This window comes from Pontibacter sp. LHS2 (assembly GCF_058932845.1).
The window spans coordinates 49,974-71,009 of the sequence record NZ_JBZYWG010000006.1 but is presented as its reverse complement, the minus strand read 5'-3'; the positions used below and the strand labels follow the sequence as shown (position 1 = coordinate 71,009).

The following is a 21,036-nucleotide window of genomic DNA, read 5'->3' as shown; positions in this document are numbered from 1 at the left end:
CCATGAAGATCCGGAACTGGAAAAACCCAATTGTCTGGCTTGTGATGCTCCTGGTGAGCGGTTGCGTCGAACCATATTTTCCTGAAGTACTTGAATCGCCTAGCAGCTTTCTGGTGGTCAATGGCTTTCTGAATGCCAATGGGCGCACGTCCATACAGCTGCTCCGCACCCAAAGCCTGAACGATACAGGCGCGCCTCCTGCTGAAGAAAATGCCACTGTAATGGTGGAGTCAGAGAATGGGGAGCGCTACGGTCTGCATCATACAGGCTATGGTACCTATGTGCATCCCAACCTACAGCTGAATACCGCAACAAAGTACAGGCTGTACATCCGTACCAGGACAGGCAGCGAGTATGCTTCAGATTATGTGGAAGTGAAAAAAAGCCCTGCTATTGGGGATGTGCAATGGAAAGCTGAAGATGGCGAGGTGAAAATCTATGTCAACTCTAATGACCCGAATAATAATACACATTACTATAAGTGGGAATACGAGCAGACCTGGCAGTTTCGATCAGCTTTTTATTCGATTCTTGTATATGAAAACGGACAGGTGCGGCAACGTGAGCCTAGTGATAAGCCTATATATGTCTGCTGGAAATCAGAGAACTCTACCAGGATTGAGATCGGCTCCACTGTGAAACTGAACGAAGACAAAATCAGTGATTACAGGCTGCTCTCGATCCCTTATGATTCAGAAAAGCTCAGTATGAAAAACAGTGTACTTGTGAAGCAATATGCACTGACCCGTGAGGCCTACGAATACCTGGAGATGCTGAAGAAAAACACTGAAAGTATCGGTACACTTTTCGATCCGCTTCCTTCTCAACTGACAAGCAACATTCGTAGCCTGTCTAACCCTGGTGAAACTGTAATCGGCTATATGTCGGCTACGACTATGGAAACGAAAAGAATCTTCATCGATAACCGCGATCTTCCGCGTGATTGGCGACTATACTACCCGACTTGCCCTATCGATACGGTGTTGATCAGCTCAGGCATGGTTGCCGAGCGCTTCGCAGGAGGCTACCTAGTGCCAGTGGATGAGGTTTATGGCACTGGTGTTTCGCCGATCGGCTATACCTACGGGACACGCCCGTGCGTGGATTGCACCTTGCAAGGCTCTAATGTTAAACCAGCTTTTTGGGAATAGATGCCATACCTGAAACAAATGCCCGAAACGATGAACAACATTCATAACAATAACCCACAGTCTGGCAAGAAAAGGTATGCGCTAAGCACTTTGCTTTGCCTTGCTTTGGGTATAGCAGGTATAGGAACCGTGAGCGCCCAATCAGGTCAGTTTGATAGCGTGAACAGTAGCCTTCAGAAACACCGGCAGGCATCGCTACAGGAGAAGCTATACCTGCACATTGACAGACCCGTGTATGCCTGCGGTGATGAGATGTGGTTCAAGGTATACAACGTGGACGGCAGCCTGCACAAGCCGCTTGACATGAGCAAGGTGGTGTATGTCGAATTGCTGGACGCAGAACAGAAGCCCGCCCTTCAGGCCAAAGTAGCAATGAAAGAGGGGACAGGGAGCGGTTATTTTCAATTACCTACCACACTCCAAACAGGTAAGTACACCGTGCGAGCCTATACCAGCTGGATGAAAAACTTCGATCCTGAGTTTTACTTCCAGCAGCAGGTATCCATCATCAACACCTTTGAGCAGCTGCCGAAGCAAGAGGCTCCTAAAGCAAAAGCCTATACCCTGCAGTTCTTCCCTGAAGGTGGAACCTTGCTGACAGGTATAGCCAGCCGGGTAGCGTTTAAAATTACTGAGAACCAGAGTGGCAAAGGAGCCAAGTTGACGGGTCAGGTTCATGACCAGGAAGGTAATGCGGTTGCTGAACTGACGGTACATAAGTTTGGGATGGGGCGCTTTACTTTCACACCTGAGCAGGGTAAGCGCTATACCGCTACACTTCAACTACCTGAGGGCGGTACTTTAAAGCAGGCCCTGCCTCAAGTATACGGGCAAGGCTATACCCTGCAACTGGCAGATACCACAGACCAGTATGTGCACATAGCTGTACAGTCAGCAGGCAAACCAGACGAACACGTATACCTGTTGGGGCATACCCGTCAGCAAGTGGTGAGCTCAGAAAGATCATTGTTACAGAATGGGAAGTTTGTATTCCGGGTAAGCAAAGAGAACCTGGCGGATGGTATAACACACTTTACTGTGTTCAATACAGCTGGTCAGCCGGTGAGTGAGCGCCTTTACTTCAAGCAACCGACGAAAGAGCTGGCATTGCAGGTAACGACTCCACAGCAGCAGTATACCCTGCGCGACAAGGTAAGTCTGGAACTGCAGGCTGCCTCTCAAACGCCAGCTAATCTGTCGATGGCGGTTTACAAACTGGACTCACTGCAGCAACAGCCGCAAACGCATATTGCCAGCTACCTCTGGCTCGAGTCTGACTTGAAAGGGACGATTGAAAGTCCTGCTTATTATTTTTCAAGCACTGGCAAGGCAGATCGTCAGGCCATGGACAACCTGATGCTTACCCAGGGCTGGAGCCGCTTTGACTGGAATGATGTGCTGGAGAAAGAACCGTCCAAGCATGCTTTTGTGCCAGAGAACCACGGGCATCTGCTCTATGGGAAATTAACTCACAAGAACTCGGGCCAGCCAGCTCCAGGCATTATGTCTTATCTGGCATCACCGGGGCACCCGATTCGTTTTTATAATGCACAGAGCAACGCTGACGGTAAGCTATTATTTGAGTTGAAGGACTTCTATGGGAACAAGGATCTCGTGTTGCAGACCGATTTTGCAAAAGACAGCACCTACCATTTTGAGTTGCTAAGTCCTTTCTCATCACGCTATACCTCCAAGCCCTTGTCTGATTTTCAGCTCGCAGAGTCACGGGTCGGTGAAATAACAGAGCGGCACTTGCAGGTGCAGGTAGAGCATGCTTACTACGGTGCCTACCGCAATCGATTCAGCGCACCAGGTATAGACAGCACGAGCTTTTATGGGCAGCCATCAGAGCGATACATGCTGGATGACTACAAGCGCTTCAAAGTAATGGAAGAGGTCATGCGAGAGTATGTGCAAGGCGTGCAGGTGCGTACAAGAGGCCGTAGCTTCCACTTTATGGTGATGAACCGCCCTTATAAGGCTATCTTCCGTCAAAACCCGATGGTGCTGCTGGACGGGGTACCTGTGTTTAATATTGACAAGATCATGGCATTTGATCCGCTGAAGGTCAAGCAGCTGGATGTGATTGCAAGCCGTTTTTTCCATGGGCCTATGGCCTATGAAGGACTGGTGAGCTACCAAACCTATGCAGGTGATCTGGCAGGCTTTGAACTTGATCCGCGTGCCTTGATGCAGGCATACGAGGGACTTCAGCAGCAGCGTGAATTCTACGCACCAGCCTACGACACACCGGAGCAGAAGCGCAGCCGATTGGCAGATTTTAGAAACCTGTTACACTGGGCTCCAGAGATAAAGCTTGAACCAGGAAAAGGAGAGCAGATCAGCTTCTACACCTCAGATCAGCCGGGTACTTACCTGGTCGTAGTGCAGGGTTTGGCAGCGTCAGGCGAAACAGGTTACCAGCTTCTTCAGATCAAGGTCAACGGTCCGGTCGCACAGAAATAATAGCCAGTCACTATAGGTATAGAAAAAGCCCCTGCCGTTACTATTCGGCAGGGGCTTTTTCTATGAAGTGTGATTATATACTAAAGCAGTTGCACGCCTGTGTAGCTATAAGGAGTGATTTTTTTCAGTTCGGCCTTGATGGCATCGCTTACCTGCAGCGTATCAATGAAGTTGGAGATTGTCTGCTCGGTGATCTTTTCATTTTTGCGTGTCAGGTCTTTCAACGCCTCGTAGGGCTGCGGGTAACCTTCGCGACGTAAGACGGTCTGTATACCTTCCGCCACAACAGCCCAGTTCTCTTCCAGGTGATGACGCAGCGCCGCTTCGTTTAGCTCCAGTTTACTAATACCACGCTCCAGCGATTTTAGGGCAATCACCACATGTGCCAGCGGCACACCAACGTTACGCAACACGGTGGAGTCAGTGAGGTCGCGCTGCAAACGGGAAATAGGCAGTTTTGCCGAAAGGTGCTCCAGTACAGCATTCGCTATACCTAAGTTGCCTTCAGCGTTCTCAAAATCGATTGGGTTCACTTTATGTGGCATGGCTGAAGAACCTACTTCACCCGCTTTGATCTTCTGCTTGAAATAGCCCATCGATACGTACTGCCATACGTCGCGCGAGAAGTCGATCAGGATGGTGTTAAGGCGCTTGATACCGTCAAAGTACGCGGCCAGGTTGTCGTAATGCTCTACCTGAGTTGTATACTGGCTACGGCGCAGGCCAAGTGCTTCCTGCACGAAGCGGTTGCCAAACTCAGGCCAGTTCACATCTGGATAGGCGATGTGGTGCGCGTTGAAGTTACCAGTCGCACCGCCAAACTTAGCCGAGAAAGGAACCTGGCGTACCTGGTCCATCTGCGCTTCGAGACGCTCCGCAAACACCATGATCTCTTTGCCCAGGCGGGTAGGAGAGGCAGGCTGACCGTGGGTATGGGCCAGCATCGGGATGTCTTTCCACTGTTGCGCCAGTTCTACCAGTGTCTGATGTAACTGCTGATAAAGCGGCATCAGTACACGGTCGTCAGCTTCGCGCAGCGAAAGGGGTATAGCTGTGTTGTTCACGTCCTGCGAGGTCAGGCCAAAGTGTATAAACTCCTTGTACTGGCTGAGACCAAGCGTATCAAACTTCTCTTTGATGAAATATTCCACCGCCTTCACATCATGGTTCGTGGTCTTTTCCGTTTCCTTGATGCGCAGGGCATCTGCCTCTGAAAACTGTTCGTAAATAGCTCGCAACTCCTGAAACTGATAAGGAGGCACACCGGCCAGTTGTGGCAGCGGCAGCTCGCACAAGGCTATAAAATACTCCACTTCTACCAGCACACGGTAGCGGATCAGTCCGAATTCAGAAAAATAAGCTGCTAACTCAGTTGTATTACGGCGGTAGCGGCCATCCACCGGTGAAATGGCCGTAAGTGATGTCAGATTCATGGAAATGAGAATGTTTCGTTGGTCAAAGATAAGCAGTAAAGCTATAGTGCGCCAAATAAGCCTGGCGCTATTTAGCAACTATTAAGGGTTAGGTGAAGCATAAGCCACACAACTACCCTCAAAAAGAACGTAAGTGGCAGCAGTGCTGTTGGTTAAGTGTAAATCATTGTAAATGAAATGATTGGCCTTATTCTTGCAAGTGGCTGTGCTGTGAAGTGTTTGTCTTTAAATCTAAATCCGACTGCGGTCGTATGCGGGTTAGATAACACGAACCACACGCAGTTACGTATGCGTGAAGAAGTGCTATATTATATAGGCACTATATTTTGATACTTAATCTAATTAGCGTAATTCGCATCTTGATATTTTGAACCAGCGATTGAAAAAAAGAATATTGATAGGGGCCGGCGTAGTGCTGGGTCTCTTCCTGATCCTACTTATTTCCCTGTTTGTATTCAGGAGCAGACTGTTGAACTATACCATAAACCGTGTAGTGGAAAAAGTGGAAGGCCGTTATCCTGTTGATTTTAACATCGGACAAGCAGAGTTTAACGGGCTTACCTCTGTGGTGCTGAGCGACATTACCCTCGTGCCACACGGGCAGCCGCAGCTCTTCAAAACAGACAGTGTGCATGCTACTGTAGGTTTTCGTTCCCTGTTTAAGGGCCGTATCGTCCTGCGCCGACTTAACGTGGCCAATGGTTACTTGACCGCCATTAAAGACGGTGACCGCAACAACTTTTCGTTTCTGTTCAAGAAAGACAGCACACAGCCTGCCGATACAACTGCCAAGCAAGATCGTAACTACGGAGAACTCCTCAACCGTGTGCTCGAAACAGCTTTCGACAATGTGCCGGATCAGGTCGACTTCAGTAACCTGAACGTATCCTATACCTCGCCCAATCGTGTCATCGACATCCGGATGCCTTACCTGACGATCGAAGATGGGAATATTGAGTCGGAGGTGTCCATCCGTACAGATTCACTGACTAACAATATGTTAGTGAAAGGTACGATTGACCCGCGGGATTATAATATCATGGCGAGCCTCTATGCTTCAGATACGCTGGGCATCAGACTGCCTTACATTCAGGAGAAATTTAGTGGAACGGTGGCTTTTGATACCCTGCATCTGGGTATGAATGAGAAACGCTATCGCCGTGACAGACTTACAGTGCGTGGCAAAGCAATGGTGAACAACCTGAAGGTGAAACACGAAAAGCTGGCTGATGAGCATATCTTTCTGAGAGAAGGAGCGGTTGACTATGTCGTATCGCTGGGCCAGAACCTGTTTGTGGTAGATAGCCTGACGGAGGTGCGCGTAAACAAAGCCCGCGCCAATGTGTACGCCTCTTATCAGAACGCCAATTCCAAGATCATCGACTTAAGGGTGCGAACAGAAGAACTGCCGGCGAATGATTTTTTTGAGTCACTGCCGAACGGATTGTTTGAAACGCTGGAAGGTATACAGGCAGAAGGAAAGCTGCAATACAAAATGAAATTCCATGTCAACCTCGACAGTGTAGAGCGTGTTGTGTTTGATTCTGACCTGGATGCATCAGAGGATTTCAGGGTAGTGAAATGGGGTTCAGCGAACCTGGATAAATTGAAAGGTCCGTTTATGCACACCATGTACGAGTATGGCAAACCGATCCGTACTTTCATGGTAGGGCCATCCAACCCGTTTTATGCTCCGATCGGGCAGATTTCGCCATACCTGCGCAACGCCGTGCTCACAGCCGAGGATGCTGGTTTCTATAGCCATAATGGGTTTCACGAAGAGGCTTTCCGACAGGCGATTGCCACCAACATCAAGAACAGGGAGTTTGTGCGTGGAGGTAGTACGATCTCGATGCAGCTGGTCAAGAACGTGTTCCTGACACGTAAGAAAACCGTGTCGCGCAAAGTAGAGGAGGCCATTATCGTGTGGTTGATTGAGAACTTAGATATTGTGTCGAAGAACCGGATGTTTGAGATATACCTCAACATCATCGAATGGGGGCCGGACGTGTACGGTGCAAAGGATGCTTCGCGATTTTATTTTGGAAAGCAGCCCTCTGAGCTTAATCTGGCGGAGTCGATCTTCCTGACCAGTATCATTCCGAGTCCGAAGCGGTACCGCTCGTCTTTCGACAGTTACGGCAACCTGCGCAGTTGGAAGTCAGGTTACTATCGTTTGATTGGAGGCATCATGGCACGGCGGGGACTCATATCGCAGGCCGAATACGAAAATCTGCAACCGAATGTCCGGCTTTACGGTCGTGCCCGCGATCTGATCGTGACAGCGCCGGATGCCGATTATGAAGATACCACTGAGTTTGAGCTCGAGACAATAGATATGTTGGGTTTCTAACTTGTATTTATACCTGAAACAACGGCCGGCGCTTGTAATTGCGCCGGCCGTTGTTTTGTTTTGAGCCTGGTTATAATTGGCCTTCTCTTCTATCAACCGAACAAAATATACCTGTGAGCACACCCCTGACGCCCCTACCTGACGACCCAGACAGCCGAGTTAAACCTCGCTTCAGTGTTAAAAGTGTACAGGAACTGCTGGTTCGGGCAGGTTTCGACTGGTTCCTGCTGGCATTGATCGGGATGATCGTGCTGGCCTGGCTATGGCCTGCAGGCGGCGTGGATCGCGACCCAGTCTCATTAAATGATGTTGCCGGTATCGGCGTTTCCCTGATCTTTTTCTTTTACGGCCTTCGCCTGAGCCCTGAAAAACTCCGGGCAGGATTGGGGAGCTGGCGGCTTCACCTAGTGGTACAGGCCTCTACTTTTCTGCTTTTCCCATTGCTGATTATACCCTTGCATGGCTTTTTTGAGGGTACCTCGTATGAGCTGCTCTGGCTGGGAACTTTCTACCTGGCGGCTTTGCCGTCCACGGTGTCCTCGTCGGTGGTTATGGTATCGATAGCAGGTGGCAACATACCGGCGGCTATCTTCAATGCCAGTATCTCGAGCCTGGTGGGTGTGTTTATCATGCCGCTCTGGATGGGGCTATACCTGACGGCTGGTTCCGGAGACTTCGACATGGGTAATGTGATGGGCAAGTTGGTACTGCAGGTGTTGGTGCCAGTAGCCTTGGGCGTGGTGCTGCATCGCTATTGGGGCGCTTTTGCGGAGCGCAATCGCAAGCAACTGCGTTTATCTGATCAAGTGATTATCCTGCTGATCGTCTATACCTCTTTCTGTGAGTCTTTTGCCCGCGATATGTTTAGTGGTTACAGTATCGGCAATCTGCTGCTGCTGGGGCTGGCCATGATCGGGCTTTTCTTCTTGGTGTACATCATTGTGAACGGGATCAGCCGTATGATGGGTTTCAACCCCGCTGACCGCATTACGGCTATCTTCTGTGGCTCCAAAAAGTCACTGGTACACGGCACGGTGATGGCCAAAGTGCTTTTTCCTGATGCGGACATGGTAGGCCTGATGCTCTTGCCGATCATGATCTACCACGCGCTGCAGTTGCTGGCTTCCAGTGTGATTGCGCAGTCCATCGCCCGTCGTGCCGGACTCAATGTGCAGGGCGAGTAGGCTTCATTCTGGCTTCCGGGCTTCCTTTCAAACTTTAACATTTGATTAACCTTTCGTTAACAGTCCTTAACACCAGAGGATAACATATTGCTGTACTTTTATTTCAAAAAAGATAGCATATGAAAAAGTTCGTCTCTGGAATACTGACACTGGCACTACTGCTGGCTGCAGCGCTTGTTTACGCCCAGGAGGGTGTGATTACCTACGAAAACACGATGAACATGCACCGTAGGCTCGGTCCTGAGCAGGAGGCTATGAAGAGCATGATCCCAGAGTACCGGACTACCAAGCAGCAACTTTTCTATAATGCGCAGGAGTCGCTTTACAGGCCTTTGGAAGAAGACGAGGACCAGTTCACGGCAAGTGGTGGCGGTATGCGCATCAACATGCGGGTACCGCTCAACGAAAGCTATTATGATCAGAGTACAGCCCAGAAAGTACTGCTGACGGAGTTCATGGGCAAAAAGTATATCATCGAAGATTCCATCCGCATCAGTCCGTGGAAGTTTGGAACAGAGACTAAAGAGATTCAAGGCTATACCTGTAAGCAGGCCTACTATGAAGATGAAGCCAGGAACACAGCAGTGGTAGCCTGGTATACGGATAAACTCAGACCGGCACTTGGCCCTGAATCTTATAATACACTGCCTGGTGCAGTGTTGGCAGTTGATATTAACAATGGGGAGCGTGTGATCAAGGCGATTAAAGTAGAGCAACGCCCGCTCAGGAAAGGAGAGATGTCACGCCCAAGCAAAGGTCAGAAAGTCACTCAGCAGGAGTACCAGGCGATGGTAGATGAGCAGATGGAGCGCATGCGCCAGAATGGTGGCCGAAATGTGATCATTCGCTAACAGAGGAGCGCTAACCACACGGCTATGAAAAAATATATACTACTCTCTCTTGTCACCTTTTTTTGTCTGGCTCACGTTGCGACAGCCCAGCGCTATACCTTAAAAGGGCAAGTGCAGGACGAAAAACAGGCCGGATTGCCAGGTGCCACCGTGCTAATCCTGCAGGCCAAAGACTCTTCCCTGGTAAGTTTTGCCTCTACTAATCAGCAAGGCGGTTTTGAAATCAAGAATGTAAATAAAGGTGAACTGCTGCTCAAAACTACCTTCTTGGGTTACTCTCCATATTTTCAAAAGCTTCAGTTTCCGGTAGAAGGAAACCTGCTGGACTTGGGCGCATTGCAGCTGAAACCACTGTCAAATGAACTGAAGGAAGTGATGGTGCAGGGCGAGAAGAGCCCGGTCGTGTTCAAGAAAGATACCATCGAGTATAATGCTGGCTCATTTAAGACGCAGCCCAACGCTGTAGCCGAAGACCTGCTCAAAAAGTTACCTGGAGTGGATGTGGAAAACGACGGCTCGATCTCGGTGAAAGGGGAGAAGGTGCAGCGTGTGACAGTGGATGGCAAGGAATTCTTTGGTCGCGATCCGAAGCTGGCTACCCGTAATCTTCCAGCCGACGCCATTGATAAGGTACAGGTCTTTGATAAAAAATCGGACCAGGCCATGTTTACAGGTATAGACGATGGGCAACGCGAGAAAACCATCAACCTACAGCTAAAAGAAGAAAAGCGCAACAGTGCTTTTGGTAATGCCATGGCAGGTATAGGCACGGACGAACGCTATCAAGCCAAGGCGAGCCTTAACCGGTTCAGCAATGGCAAGCAGCTGTCCTTCCTTGGTATGGCTAACAATGTGAATGCACAGGGCTTCGGCTTTGACGACTACATGACTTTCAGTGGAGGTATGCAGCAAATGGCTGGCGGCGGCGGTGCTCGCATATCCATCTCATCCGACAACAGCTCCGGTGTACCCTTGAACTTTGGTGGCCGTACCAATGGCTTGATGGATAGCTACGCGGGTGGTCTGAATTTCAACAATCAACTTAGCAAGAAGGTAGAGGCGAATGGCAGCTACTTTTTCAACAAACTTGATCACAACATTGCCCGTGATCTGGAGCGCCTGGAGTTTTTGCGTAACACAGATGTGCGTACAGACCAGCGCAGCCGACAACTCAACGGCAATACTAACCACAGAGCCAACTTTACGGTTGATTACAAAATAGACTCGGCTAACTCCGTGAAAGTGACAGGTGCCATCGGGTATAACGAAACCAGCTCAAACCAGCGGAGTGAGGTAGAAACTTACGATGGCGAAAACCAGCTCCAAAACCAGAGCACCAATACGGCTTTTTCAGATGGCTCTGCTCTAAACGCCAACGGTAGCATCCTGTTTAGGCACCGCTTCCCAAAAGCAGGTCGCACTATTTCCTCTAACACGGAGTTCAGAACCGGCCTGAACCAAAACGATGGCACCTTACAGGCTGTCAATACCTTTGCAGATGGACTTGTAAATGTGCTGGATCAGGAGAATAAGCAGGAAACGGAGAACTATAGTTTAAGCACCAACCTGGCCTACACCGAACCGCTCGGAAACCGACGCTACCTGGAGGCGAACTATAATTACCGCCAGAACATCAACAAAGTAGACCGTCAGGTATACGACGTGGAAGAAGGTGAATCCCGTTTATACAACGAATTGCTCAGTAATGGCTATACCAGCAATTACCAGTATCACCGGGCAGGTATGAACTTCCGGATGAACAGAAGAGAATATAGCCTGACCGTTGGCTCCAGCCTGCAGCACACCGACCTGACTGGTGAGCTTCTGGGGTTTGATGACGACATCCGTAAGACATATCAGAATGTGCTGCCTACCTTGCGATTCAATTACGAATTTACAGGTAACCGACGCGTAGACTTCAATTATGAAACAACTGTGCAGGAGCCTACTATACGGCAGTTGCAACCTGTAGTAGACAACTCTAACCCACTGAACATTTACGAAGGTAATCCAGAGCTGCGGCCTGCCTATATGCACCAATGGCGCCTCAACTTCAGCACCTTTGACCCAGGTACGCTGATTAATTTCTTCACTTTTGTGAATGCCTCTTACACCAACAATGCCATTACGAACGCTCAGAGCTATACCGATCGCTTGATCCGTATCACGCAACCAGTCAATGTGAGCCACAACACCATGATCAGCGGTTTTGCCTCACTTGGCTTCCCGGTCAAGAAGCTGAACAGTCGCTTTAACATCGGCGCCAATGTGCGGCAGCAAGAGAGCATCAACCTAGTGAACGAAGTGGCAAACGACATCCGGATACAGAACCTGAACGGTAACCTGCGCTACGAATACCGCCTGAAGGAGCTTTTTGATTTTAACCTGCGTGCAAACTACACAGTGCAGCGCACCAAATATGAGTTTGGAGATAATCAGCAGTTCTTTAACCAAACGTATTCAGCTGAAACCAACTTATACCTGCCGAAGCTCTTCAACTTGAATACGAACTTCGACTACATGCTCTTTGATAACCCAGGCTTTGACTTCAGCCAGCGTATACCTATGCTCAACATGTCTGTATCGAAGCAGTTCCTGAAGAACAAAAGTGGTGAACTGAAGCTATCGGCCCTGAATGTGCTGGATGAGAACCTGGGTATAAACCAAACTGCCAATATCAACTATGTGGAGCGCGAGACACTCAATTCGTTAGGACGCTATTTCATGCTGAGTTTTACCTACTCCATCAACAAGCACCTAAACCCGATAGGTAACCGGGGAGGAGGCAGGTCCATCCAGATTATAAACTAAGTCTTGCTTGCGAAAATAAAAAAAGGGCTGCCCCATGCGGGCAGCCCTTTTTGATACTATTGGCTAAATAGTTGAGGGTTGTTGTTATGCAACCTGCTTTTGTTTAACAGGCTTTTCCTTTCTATTTTCTTCTTCCTTGAGTAGTTTCTTATCTAAAATGAACGGTCCGAATGGCAGGAGCGATGCGATCACCGCAGCCGCTACTTTTTTGATAGACCAGTTGTGCGTCAGTGTTACTTCCAATACCGACACCATGTACAATACAAACAGCACGCCGTGTGCCCAGCCAGTATACTTCACCATCTCCGGCATACCTGCCATATACTTCAACGGCATGGCAATGCCAAGCAGTAGTAGGTAAGATATACCTTCGTATATACCAATGGTGCGAAGTCTTGAAATAGGGGTTCTCATGATGTATAGCTTTTGTTCAGCTGCAATTTAGCACTTAACAGCCGAGTTACCTGAATCGTGCCATTGGAAAAGAAAAAAGATAGGATTGTTGTGTGGAAAGTGATCTAAAATAGAAGAGGCTGCCTTTTGGGCAGCCTCTTTTCGTTGTATGTTTTTAGATTAATTTACCACTTAGTGATATCAAAGTATGCTCCACCTGCCGTTTTAGCTATTTTTGCACCATTAACTTCTGCTGACCAATCACCTGTAACATCTTCGGATTCTGTGACTTTTTTATCAAAAGTTACAGAATAAGTGTGAGAACCGGAAGCTAAAGATGCTTCTTCCCAATAACGAATCTCATTGCCTTGCCCAACCTCTTTTAATAGTTTGGCATTTGTTTCGATATTAGAAACGTGAGCGGTAAGGCCACCCTGGATATGCACATTGTTATAGGCTTCGCAAGTATTAAGAGTAAAGGTTACTGTTATTCTGTAATTACTGTTACCAAGAGGAGTCGCATTAGTTACCTTAGCAGTCATTCCCTGGTTACACTCTTCTTCTATAAAAGTTACAGATCCTGTCTGGAAAGAAGTATGAAAACCATTGTTGCCATTAGTAATGTAGTGAGCTCTGAAATTAAATACACCAGATACATCAGAGGTGAAATCATAAGTATAGGTAGCTCCGGCTGTTACTTCATAAGCCTTTACCATTTCCCATGTAGTATTACCTTCAGTATCAACACCTGTTGCCTGCTCCAAGTGAAGTTTACCATTAGTAGGCGCGTTAGTACCAAAGCTAGTTGTAATTGTAACGGCGTTACCAACAATTTGTGTTGCGGACGAGAAGGTTAAGTTAATGTCAGCATTTACTCTTGGAGTGTTGCTTGATGTAACAGGTGTTCCTTTTTTAGCAGCATCAATAGATGTTGCATTCAGGCCTACCTCATCCAGGTCCTTCGTACAGCTTGTAAATGTTCCGGCTAGCATGAGTAGCGCGATTGTAATAGTAGATAATCTCTTCATATTGATTCTTTTAAGGGTTAGGTGTAAGTGATCGTTATGCTTCAACTTATGTTATGGTAAAATTGATGTAATTAATTTTAATATTCAAATATTATTATAGAAATATTTTTAAATAAAAGCCTAATAGTTATAGTCTTGTGTGAAAAATTGCACTGAAATCTCGTCTATTGATTAATGATAAGGAGTCAATAACGGGCTCCAAATGATAAATACTGATAAGCTATACAGCAGTAATAGCACAAAAAAAACAGCCTGACAGATCTTGAATAAGAAGCTGTCAGGCTGTTTTTTTTTCGGTGTTCAGACTACGAACTCAAGCCATAGTTATAAAGGTGTGTACGGGCATACTGCGAGCGCACTTCCTGGAATATGGTCTTCACAAAAGACTGGTCTATACCTGCACTGCTGGCCTGGTGCAAGAGATTTTCTAACACCAAATCCCAGCGTACCGGATCAGGCGTCTCAGCGTTCTGATCAACTGGTTTGCCATAGTCGCCGAGCTGCGCTGTGACTTTGGTGCGACGTGACAGCAAAGTCAACAACTCGTCGTCGAGGTGCTCAATCTCTTTGCGCAACTTTTCCAACTGGGCGTTCTGCTTCAACTTTTCGCCAGGAGCCTGCTGTTGCTTCAGCGCTTGCAACAGCATGTGCAATTCCTGTGGCATGATCTGCTGCTGGGCATCGCTCAGCGCAGCTACAGGGTTGTGATGCGACTCTACCATCAGGCCATCGTACCCCAGGTCGAGGGCACGCTGACTCACCGGGCGTAACAGGCTACGGCGACCTGCTATGTGGCTGGCATCGCAGTACATGGCCAGGTCAGGTACCTGCTGGCGCAACTCCATGGCATGCTCCCACTTTGGATGGTTACGGTAAGGAGCACTATCCAGGGTTGAGAAGCCACGGTGCATGGCACCAAGCTCCGTGATGCCGCTGTTATGCAAGCGCTCCAAAGCCCCGAGCCACAAGGCCAGGTCCGGGTTTACCGGGTTTTTTACAAGTACAGCCACCTGCACACCTTTCAGGGCATCGGCTATCTCCTGCACCAGAAATGGGTTTACTGTTGTATGGGCACCGATCAGCAGGATATCCACACCATGCTGTAGGGCCTGCTGTGTCTGCGTGGCATTGGCTACTTCGCAGGCGGTGCGCAGTCCGGTTTCGGATTTTACGGTGCGCAACCACTCCAGCCCGATTGTGCCTACTCCCTGGAAGCTTCCAGGGCGTGTGCGTGGTTTCCAGATGCCCGCTCTGAACACCGATACTCCTTTAACCTTTTTCAGGCCAAGGGCGGTTTGCAACATTTGCGCTTCACTCTCAGCGCTGCACGGACCTGCAATGACCATGGGGCGCTTCTGGCTTACCAATTGGCTCTGCTGTCCTGCTAATTTCATGCTGCTGTGTGCTGCTGTATTCATGGGTATATGTAATTTAGAATATGCCTTAAAACAAAAAAGCCCCGCTTGTGGCGGGGCTCCTGTGGTATCTGTGTATGTTGATGTTTTACCTAACGCACAAAGTTCTACCAGGGAGCCCCGTCGGAGGCACCAGCATAGAATTTGTAAAAATAGAGGCGTTAGCGAAAATCATTTCTTCTTAATTAATATGCAATTGAAGTAATTAATACTGACAAAAACAAATATATGGAACGAATTTTAGTGGAAAATTTTGAATTCAGTTCTAAGGGAGCGTGATATCAGGAGGCGGTGGTAGCTCATTGTCCTTCTTCGGGAAGAGGAGCGAGGCTACAATAGACACCGTCAGGATGCTACCCACTACCAGCAGCGCATAGCGCATATCCAGGTGATAGATATCGCTCAGCAGTAACTTAGCGCCGATAAAGACCAGGATCAGTGACAAACCATAGTGCAGGTAATGGAATAACTGCATAATACCCGCCAAGGCAAAGTATAGGGCACGCAATCCCAGCAAAGCAAACACATTGGAGGTATATACAATAAAAGGATCTTTCGAGATGGCCAGAATAGCAGGTATAGAGTCAGCCGCAAACACCACATCCGTCGTTTCCACCATAATTAACACCAAGAAGAGTGGTGTTGCATAAAGCTTGCCGTCTATTCTGGTGAAAAACTTACCGCCTACGGCCGTTTTCGTAAAGGGCAGCTTTTGGCTGATCCAAACGATAAAGGGGTTCTGTTCAGGATGCAGTTCGTCGTCATCTTTCGTGAAGGCCATTTTGGCGCCCGTGTAGATCAGGAAAGCTCCCAGTATGTAAATGATGAAGTGGAACTTGGCAATAAGCGCTACCCCCACCAGAATGAAAATACCGCGCAGCACCAAAGCCCCGATAATACCCCAGAACAGGATCTTGTGCTGGTACTGGAGCGGTACTTTAAAGAAGTTGAAGATCAGGATGAAAACGAAAAGGTTGTCAACGCTCAGTGATTTCTCTATGAGGTAAGCAGTCAAAAACTCCAGAGCGGGAGCGGGGCCTTTCCAATAATAGATGATCGCATTGAATGCCAACGATAACACCACCCAAAAGGCGCTCCACAAGAGGGCTTCTTTTATCTTGACTTCGTGCTCCTTTTTGTGAAACACAAAGAGGTCAAGACCCAGCAATAGCAGGATGAATGCGTTGAATATGACCCAAAAAATAATGGTATCCATAGGCTAACGAAACTTGACAGGTATAGACAGTCTCCCTTGAATAGGAGTTGTACCTAATCCGTAAAGTTAATTTATTTAGCGCGGGATATGCAGCTTTGCGGCGAGAATATATTTCAAAATTATAATAAAGTCGGTCAGGTATAGCCGACGACTAATAGCGGTCAAAATGTCGGAAAAAGCTATTCACTTTCATCCGGATGACGCCAAGCACCGCTTCCTTGAATATACCCTTCGACATCTTGGATGTGCCTTTGGTACGGTCCGTGAAAATGATCGGCACTTCTTTGATCTTGAAGCCATACTTAAAAGTGAGAAACTTCATTTCGATCTGGAAAGCATAGCCTACAAAGCGAATTTTGTTAAGCTGGATTGTCTTGAGCACTTTGCGGCGGTAGCATACAAAGCCAGCAGTAGTGTCAGCGATAGGCATGCCGGTGATCAGACGTACGTAAAGGCTGGCAAACCAGGACATCAATACCCGGCTCATAGGCCAGTTGACTACGTTAACGCCCTGCACATACCGGCTACCAATAGACATGTCGTGTCCTTCTTCGGCACAGGCCTGGTAGAGGCGCACCAAATCGTCGGGGTTGTGCGAAAAGTCAGCGTCCATCTCAAAGATGTACTCGTAGCCTTGGCGCAGTGCATACTTAAAGCCATGAATATAAGCAGTGCCCAATCCTAACTTTCCGGTGCGTGACTCCAGGTATAGCTGCTCCGGGAACTCCTGCTGCAACGAGCGTACAATATCAGCTGTGCCATCGGGGGAGCTGTCGTCCACGATCAGCAGATCGAAAGGGTGGGGGAGTGACATCACCTTCCTGACAATAGCCTCAATGTTTTCCTTTTCGTTGTAGGTTGGTATGATCACCAGCGAGTCATTCATACCGCAAATATAGGTATTAGGCTATTGAGCGGGAAACAGCTGAGGTATTAATTTTGGTAGCGATGGTTTTGGCTTGGCGCACGCAATCGGGCACCGAAACACCCGCATGCCAGTTGGCTGCTATAAACAGACCATCCTGCTCCAGTACCTCGGCCATGTGGTGGGCATCTTCTATGTAAAGATCAAACTGCGGCAGCGCGTGAGACCACAGGTGCAGGTGCTGGTGCACAGGGGCCAGCGCCTTGATCTGGTACGTTTCGCAAAGCTCCTGATGCACCTGCTCGAGCAGACTGCGTTCGTCAAGCTGGGCATGCTCGGCAAAGCGTGTGCCTCCAACATAAGATGTGATCATAACCTCGTGGGAACGGCAACGTCCCTCAAACAGGGAGCTTGTCCAGATAGAGCCCGACGTAAAGGACTGCTCCTCCCAGGGATGGAGTGCTCCGAAGCCTTGCAGCGAATGTCCAACTTCAGCCCGGTTGTATACTGTGTGCACCACTGCCATGGGCGGGTAATTGATGTTTTGCAAAGCTGCCGACATACCCGGGTAGGTGAACTCGATCAGCTCGGCCGCCTGGTGGGCAGGAAGGGCTAGCACCAGTTTGTCATACTCCTCATTGTCATGGTCGCCGTTGGAAGCACAGCTGATGATGAACCTGCCCTTGATGCGGGTGATAAACTCAACCTTATGATCCAGGTGCAGTGAAATCAATTTGTCAGCTATGGCTTGCGGTAGGGTGGACATACCGTTTTGGAAAGAGAAAGCACGTTGGAATACGCCCTGTTTCTTTCTCTGCACCATGCCTTCGAGCACAGAGCCGTAAGCTGTTTCAAGCTTTTTGAGTTCCGGGTGCGCCTTGTTGACCAGCAGTTGTCTGGGGTCGCCACCATAAAGGCCACTGATCATGGGAGCTGCCAGGTAGTCCATCTGTTTAACTCCAAAGCGCCGCTCAAAGAAATCTGATACGGTTTCGTTTTCGATCTCGGCAGGTGGTTGCTTTCTTTCCTGCAGGATCTTGTACTTGTCTTCTTTCGAGAATAGTCCGTTGGCCAGAAAAGATTTAGGACTGGAAGGTACCGGATGCAGCTCACCGTCGTGCAGCACATACCGCTTGTTATTGCGAGGAGTTAGCGGGAGCAGTTCAGTTTCAAGCTTCAGTTCAGTGATGAGCTGCAGGAGCTCTTCGTTCATTTGCAAGGTGTTAGGGCCGAGCTCAAAGGTATAGCCGCTTTTGCGCAGGGTACGCATGTTGCCTCCCACCTCGCTACTGGCCTCAAACAGGTCGTAGGCAATACCTTGCCGCTGTAAATAATAGGCCAAAGACAAGCCCGAAATTCCCGCTCCGATTATCGCTACTCTCATGATTTCCTGCCTGTAAGCTGTTATAATTTATGCCTTTGTGCAGTGGTTTTTCTGCTCGGACATGCATATCCAACGTAATAATTCTAATTTTAGCGCCTGAACCTATCAAATACAATGCAGCGAAAGTGCGTATTCCTGGACCGCGACGGTGTGCTTAACCGCGAACGAGGAGACTATACCTATACCTTGGAAGATTTTGAAGTGCTGCCGAACGTGCCGGAGGCTTTAGCGCTTTTGAAGCAAAACGGCTATTTGCTGATTGTGGTTACAAACCAGGGCGGTATAGCTAAAGGCTTGTATACCAAGGCTGACGTGTTGGCCTGCCACCAGAAACTGCAGGATAACTGTGATCACCTGATCGACGCGCTCTACTATGCTCCATCGCACCCCAACTCTTCCGAGTCACTCTCCCGCAAACCCGACAGCCTGATGCTCGAACGTGCCATGGCTAGGTATAACATTGACCCCGCTCAAAGCTGGATGGTAGGCGACTCACACCGCGACCTGGAAGCTGCTGAGAAGGTAGGTATACGCTCTATTATAGTAGGAGATAAGTACGCACCCGGCAGCTATACCTGGCAGGTCGATGATTTGTGGGAGGCAGCGCAGTTTATTTTGGGAGAAGAGGGGAAGTAAGGGACTTTGTTTATATATAATTCCTTATATTTAACATAAGAGGAGTTGCGTCTAACCAACAGGGGGATGTTGGAAAAGCGTATGCTTTTGCTTTTGGGATAGTGGGTAAAAATTATAAGCTATGAAAGATAATGCATTCCCATTTGTTCTTCTCACTTTGCTATTGATTAGCTACAGTTCTTTTAGTCAAAGCACAGAAGAAAGAATACGTTTTCATATTGCACCCTATAATTTTTTTGACCCTATTACAGGTGTTCTGCAGTTCGGAGCCCAGAAGCACATAAATCAGCGGTTGGCCTTTTCATTAGACCACGGGTTTAGAATGCAGACTTTTCGAAATCTCATGACTGACGGTGAAAGCGAAAGGAAGAATTACAGGTACTCTAAAACGAAAGCGGAGTTAAAATACTTCATCCGGAAAAATGCATCTGTTGCTTTTCCATACCTATCCGTAGAGGGCATGTATTTCCCGCAGAAGTATGTAAAAGAGAATGGTTATCTGATTACAAATAATTCATATTATAGGTATGACTATTCTGATATAAAGAGGATCGTATGGGTTGCAAGTCTGAAGTATGGATTAGAGGTTAAAGTCAACAATTTTGTATTCGACCATTTCTTTGGTTTAGGAGTACGACGGCTTTCTATAGCGCACCAACCTGTTGGGTTAGTAGAAAATGAGTATTTTGAAGAATCGGATGTTTGGTTTCCACCCATCGACCGAAATGAAGGGGTCTTCTACCGTCCGCATGTGTCCATGGGCCTGAAGGTAGGGTACATTATCAGATGATAAATTCTACCAATTATACCTAAAGCACTCTATAGCGTAGCCAAAACCATTATGCTTATTTTAAAACCATGATTGAGCTTCTCTTTGCATTTTTAGGGCTTTTTATACAACTCATTTTCCTTTTCAAGAGGGAAATGTTGACAGATAAAAAAAACGAAACTTGGCTTTGGGGAGGGACTTCAATATTGTTCGTGACCGGGTTTGTTTTGGGTAACATGTATGGTGCCGAAATAAAAACTTTGCCACTTCTAATGGTCCCATTGATGGCATACATGATCTATAGATTCTTATTCTGGTCTTATTTGTCAGCTTTTAACCAAGAACCAGTGGATACTTTTGGGTCAATGAACATAAAGTTGATGAGATCAGGTATTTTCAATTTTATTTTCTGGTTTTTAGCATTGGTAGTTCCTGTGGTCATTGCTTTCAAGTTAATTAAATAAAATGCAAACCTGACGTTAGCTGCGCTAGTGTAAAGTATAATCTGATATGACCCAATACAAATCCTTTGAAACCGAGCGCCTGCTGCTGAAACCAACTTCGGAAGAAGACGCTGCTTTTATGTTGGAACTGCTCAACAGCCCGAGTTGGCTCAGATATATCGGGGACAGGAATGTGCGAACGGAGGAGGAGGCAGCTACCTACATTCGAAATAAAGTGAGTGCCCAGTTAGAGCGGCTGGGGTACGCAAACTATACCGTTATCCGGAAATCTGATCAGCAGAAGCTGGGCGTTTGCGGGCTCTACGACCGGGAGGGGCTTGACGGAATTGACATTGGGTTCGCATTCCTGCCGCAGCATGAAAAGCAAGGCTATGCACTTGAAGCCGCACTGGAAGTAAAGCGGGCTGGCTTAGAAGAATTTGGCATTTCTACGCTGCAGGCAATTACAGTGAAAGACAATGTGGCTTCACAAAAACTGCTAGAGAAGCTCGGCCTCAGGTATAGCAAACAGGTACAGTTGCCTAACGATCCGGAAGAGCTGCTCTTATATGAATTCAAAGCTGATGATTCGATAACAGACTCAAAAGAATAGCCTTACATCTAACCTATAGAAATCC

General features: G+C 48.0%; 17 protein-coding genes. 10 read left to right on the top strand and 7 right to left on the bottom strand.

Annotated features, from left to right (window positions below; translation table 11 throughout):
• Positions 1-2 precede the first annotated feature (2 nt).
• Both AC5FX6_RS21245 and AC5FX6_RS21240 read left to right on the top strand, forming a co-directional pair.
• A complete protein-coding gene (locus AC5FX6_RS21245; protein WP_493598969.1) occupies positions 3-1,151 on the top strand; it encodes a DUF4249 domain-containing protein in 1,149 nt (382 codons plus the stop codon).
• Between the two features lie 30 nt (positions 1,152-1,181).
• On the top strand, positions 1,182-3,617 hold the full coding sequence (locus AC5FX6_RS21240) for a hypothetical protein (RefSeq protein ID WP_493598968.1): 2,436 nt from the start codon (positions 1,182-1,184) through the stop codon (positions 3,615-3,617).
• A gap of 80 nt (positions 3,618-3,697) precedes the next feature.
• Here the strand turns inward: AC5FX6_RS21240 and purB are convergent, their stop codons facing one another.
• Positions 3,698-5,050 (bottom strand): adenylosuccinate lyase, encoded by a 1,353-nt coding sequence (gene purB / locus AC5FX6_RS21235; protein ID WP_493598967.1) that lies wholly within the window; start codon positions 5,048-5,050, stop codon positions 3,698-3,700.
• A 379-nt stretch (positions 5,051-5,429) separates the two neighbouring features.
• Here purB and AC5FX6_RS21230 point away from each other — a divergent pair, with 379 nt between their 5' ends.
• From AC5FX6_RS21230 to AC5FX6_RS21215, 4 genes are all read left to right on the top strand, one after another.
• The gene (locus AC5FX6_RS21230; protein WP_493598966.1) at positions 5,430-7,403 is read left to right on the top strand and encodes a transglycosylase domain-containing protein; all 1,974 of its coding nucleotides are present in this window, start codon (positions 5,430-5,432) and stop codon (positions 7,401-7,403) included.
• A gap of 194 nt (positions 7,404-7,597) precedes the next feature.
• The gene (locus AC5FX6_RS21225) at positions 7,598-8,587 is read left to right on the top strand and encodes a bile acid:sodium symporter family protein (protein WP_493598981.1); all 990 of its coding nucleotides are present in this window, start codon (positions 7,598-7,600) and stop codon (positions 8,585-8,587) included.
• A gap of 119 nt (positions 8,588-8,706) precedes the next feature.
• Positions 8,707-9,438 carry a GLPGLI family protein gene (locus AC5FX6_RS21220; RefSeq protein ID WP_493598965.1) on the top strand — a complete coding sequence of 244 codons (732 nt, stop codon included), beginning with the start codon at positions 8,707-8,709 and terminating at the stop codon, positions 9,436-9,438.
• 24 nt (positions 9,439-9,462) lie between these two features.
• On the top strand, positions 9,463-12,249 hold the full coding sequence (locus AC5FX6_RS21215) for an outer membrane beta-barrel protein (RefSeq protein ID WP_493598964.1): 2,787 nt from the start codon (positions 9,463-9,465) through the stop codon (positions 12,247-12,249).
• 84 nt (positions 12,250-12,333) lie between these two features.
• Here the strand turns inward: AC5FX6_RS21215 and AC5FX6_RS21210 are convergent, their stop codons facing one another.
• The 6 genes from AC5FX6_RS21210 to hemG all read right to left on the bottom strand — a co-directional run bounded on the left by AC5FX6_RS21210 (position 12,334) and on the right by hemG (position 18,550).
• The gene (locus AC5FX6_RS21210) at positions 12,334-12,663 is read right to left on the bottom strand and encodes a DUF3817 domain-containing protein (RefSeq protein WP_196116228.1); all 330 of its coding nucleotides are present in this window, start codon (positions 12,661-12,663) and stop codon (positions 12,334-12,336) included.
• Positions 12,664-12,827: 164 nt separating this feature from the next.
• Complete coding sequence (locus tag AC5FX6_RS21205; RefSeq protein ID WP_493598963.1) at positions 12,828-13,670, bottom strand: hypothetical protein; 843 nt, start codon at positions 13,668-13,670, stop codon at positions 12,828-12,830.
• A 305-nt stretch (positions 13,671-13,975) separates the two neighbouring features.
• A complete protein-coding gene (locus AC5FX6_RS21200; protein ID WP_493598962.1) occupies positions 13,976-15,088 on the bottom strand; it encodes a chorismate mutase in 1,113 nt (370 codons plus the stop codon).
• A gap of 262 nt (positions 15,089-15,350) precedes the next feature.
• The gene (locus tag AC5FX6_RS21195; protein ID WP_493598961.1) at positions 15,351-16,301 is read right to left on the bottom strand and encodes a TerC family protein; all 951 of its coding nucleotides are present in this window, start codon (positions 16,299-16,301) and stop codon (positions 15,351-15,353) included.
• A gap of 151 nt (positions 16,302-16,452) precedes the next feature.
• Positions 16,453-17,187, bottom strand: coding sequence for a polyprenol monophosphomannose synthase (locus tag AC5FX6_RS21190; RefSeq protein ID WP_493598960.1), 735 nt, complete (start codon positions 17,185-17,187; stop codon positions 16,453-16,455).
• Between the two features lie 16 nt (positions 17,188-17,203).
• The gene (gene hemG, locus AC5FX6_RS21185; RefSeq protein ID WP_493598959.1) at positions 17,204-18,550 is read right to left on the bottom strand and encodes a protoporphyrinogen oxidase; all 1,347 of its coding nucleotides are present in this window, start codon (positions 18,548-18,550) and stop codon (positions 17,204-17,206) included.
• Positions 18,551-18,664: 114 nt separating this feature from the next.
• On the opposite strand from hemG, the gene AC5FX6_RS21180 reads away from it, so the two are divergent.
• From AC5FX6_RS21180 to AC5FX6_RS21165, 4 genes are all read left to right on the top strand, one after another.
• A complete protein-coding gene (locus AC5FX6_RS21180; RefSeq protein WP_493598958.1) occupies positions 18,665-19,186 on the top strand; it encodes a D-glycero-alpha-D-manno-heptose-1,7-bisphosphate 7-phosphatase in 522 nt (173 codons plus the stop codon).
• 322 nt (positions 19,187-19,508) lie between these two features.
• Complete coding sequence (locus tag AC5FX6_RS21175; protein ID WP_493598957.1) at positions 19,509-19,976, top strand: hypothetical protein; 468 nt, start codon at positions 19,509-19,511, stop codon at positions 19,974-19,976.
• A gap of 68 nt (positions 19,977-20,044) precedes the next feature.
• Positions 20,045-20,419 carry a hypothetical protein gene (locus tag AC5FX6_RS21170; RefSeq protein WP_493598956.1) on the top strand — a complete coding sequence of 125 codons (375 nt, stop codon included), beginning with the start codon at positions 20,045-20,047 and terminating at the stop codon, positions 20,417-20,419.
• A 46-nt stretch (positions 20,420-20,465) separates the two neighbouring features.
• Positions 20,466-21,011, top strand: a complete 546-nt coding sequence (locus tag AC5FX6_RS21165) for a GNAT family N-acetyltransferase (protein WP_493598955.1) — start codon at positions 20,466-20,468, stop codon at positions 21,009-21,011.
• Positions 21,012-21,036: the final 25 nt, after the last annotated feature.

What these genes read in the sequence shown, in the direction of transcription:
- AC5FX6_RS21240 (WP_493598968.1), top strand. Translation starts at nt 1,182, where the DNA reads ATGAACAACATTCATAACAATAACCCACAGTCTGGCAAGAAAAGGTAT.
- AC5FX6_RS21180 (WP_493598958.1), top strand. Translation starts at nt 18,665, where the DNA reads ATGCAGCGAAAGTGCGTATTCCTGGACCGCGACGGTGTGCTTAACCGC.
- AC5FX6_RS21205 (WP_493598963.1), bottom strand. Translation starts at nt 13,670, where the DNA reads ATGAAGAGATTATCTACTATTACAATCGCGCTACTCATGCTAGCCGGA.
- AC5FX6_RS21220 (WP_493598965.1), top strand. Translation starts at nt 8,707, where the DNA reads ATGAAAAAGTTCGTCTCTGGAATACTGACACTGGCACTACTGCTGGCT.
- AC5FX6_RS21190 (WP_493598960.1), bottom strand. Translation starts at nt 17,187, where the DNA reads ATGAATGACTCGCTGGTGATCATACCAACCTACAACGAAAAGGAAAAC.
- AC5FX6_RS21245 (WP_493598969.1), top strand. Translation starts at nt 3, where the DNA reads ATGAAGATCCGGAACTGGAAAAACCCAATTGTCTGGCTTGTGATGCTC.
- AC5FX6_RS21200 (WP_493598962.1), bottom strand. Translation starts at nt 15,088, where the DNA reads ATGAATACAGCAGCACACAGCAGCATGAAATTAGCAGGACAGCAGAGC.
- AC5FX6_RS21210 (WP_196116228.1), bottom strand. Translation starts at nt 12,663, where the DNA reads ATGAGAACCCCTATTTCAAGACTTCGCACCATTGGTATATACGAAGGT.
- AC5FX6_RS21175 (WP_493598957.1), top strand. Translation starts at nt 19,509, where the DNA reads ATGCAGACTTTTCGAAATCTCATGACTGACGGTGAAAGCGAAAGGAAG.
- AC5FX6_RS21170 (WP_493598956.1), top strand. Translation starts at nt 20,045, where the DNA reads ATGATTGAGCTTCTCTTTGCATTTTTAGGGCTTTTTATACAACTCATT.
- AC5FX6_RS21215 (WP_493598964.1), top strand. Translation starts at nt 9,463, where the DNA reads ATGAAAAAATATATACTACTCTCTCTTGTCACCTTTTTTTGTCTGGCT.
- hemG (WP_493598959.1), bottom strand. Translation starts at nt 18,550, where the DNA reads ATGAGAGTAGCGATAATCGGAGCGGGAATTTCGGGCTTGTCTTTGGCC.
- AC5FX6_RS21195 (WP_493598961.1), bottom strand. Translation starts at nt 16,301, where the DNA reads ATGGATACCATTATTTTTTGGGTCATATTCAACGCATTCATCCTGCTA.
- purB (WP_493598967.1), bottom strand. Translation starts at nt 5,050, where the DNA reads ATGAATCTGACATCACTTACGGCCATTTCACCGGTGGATGGCCGCTAC.
- AC5FX6_RS21165 (WP_493598955.1), top strand. Translation starts at nt 20,466, where the DNA reads ATGACCCAATACAAATCCTTTGAAACCGAGCGCCTGCTGCTGAAACCA.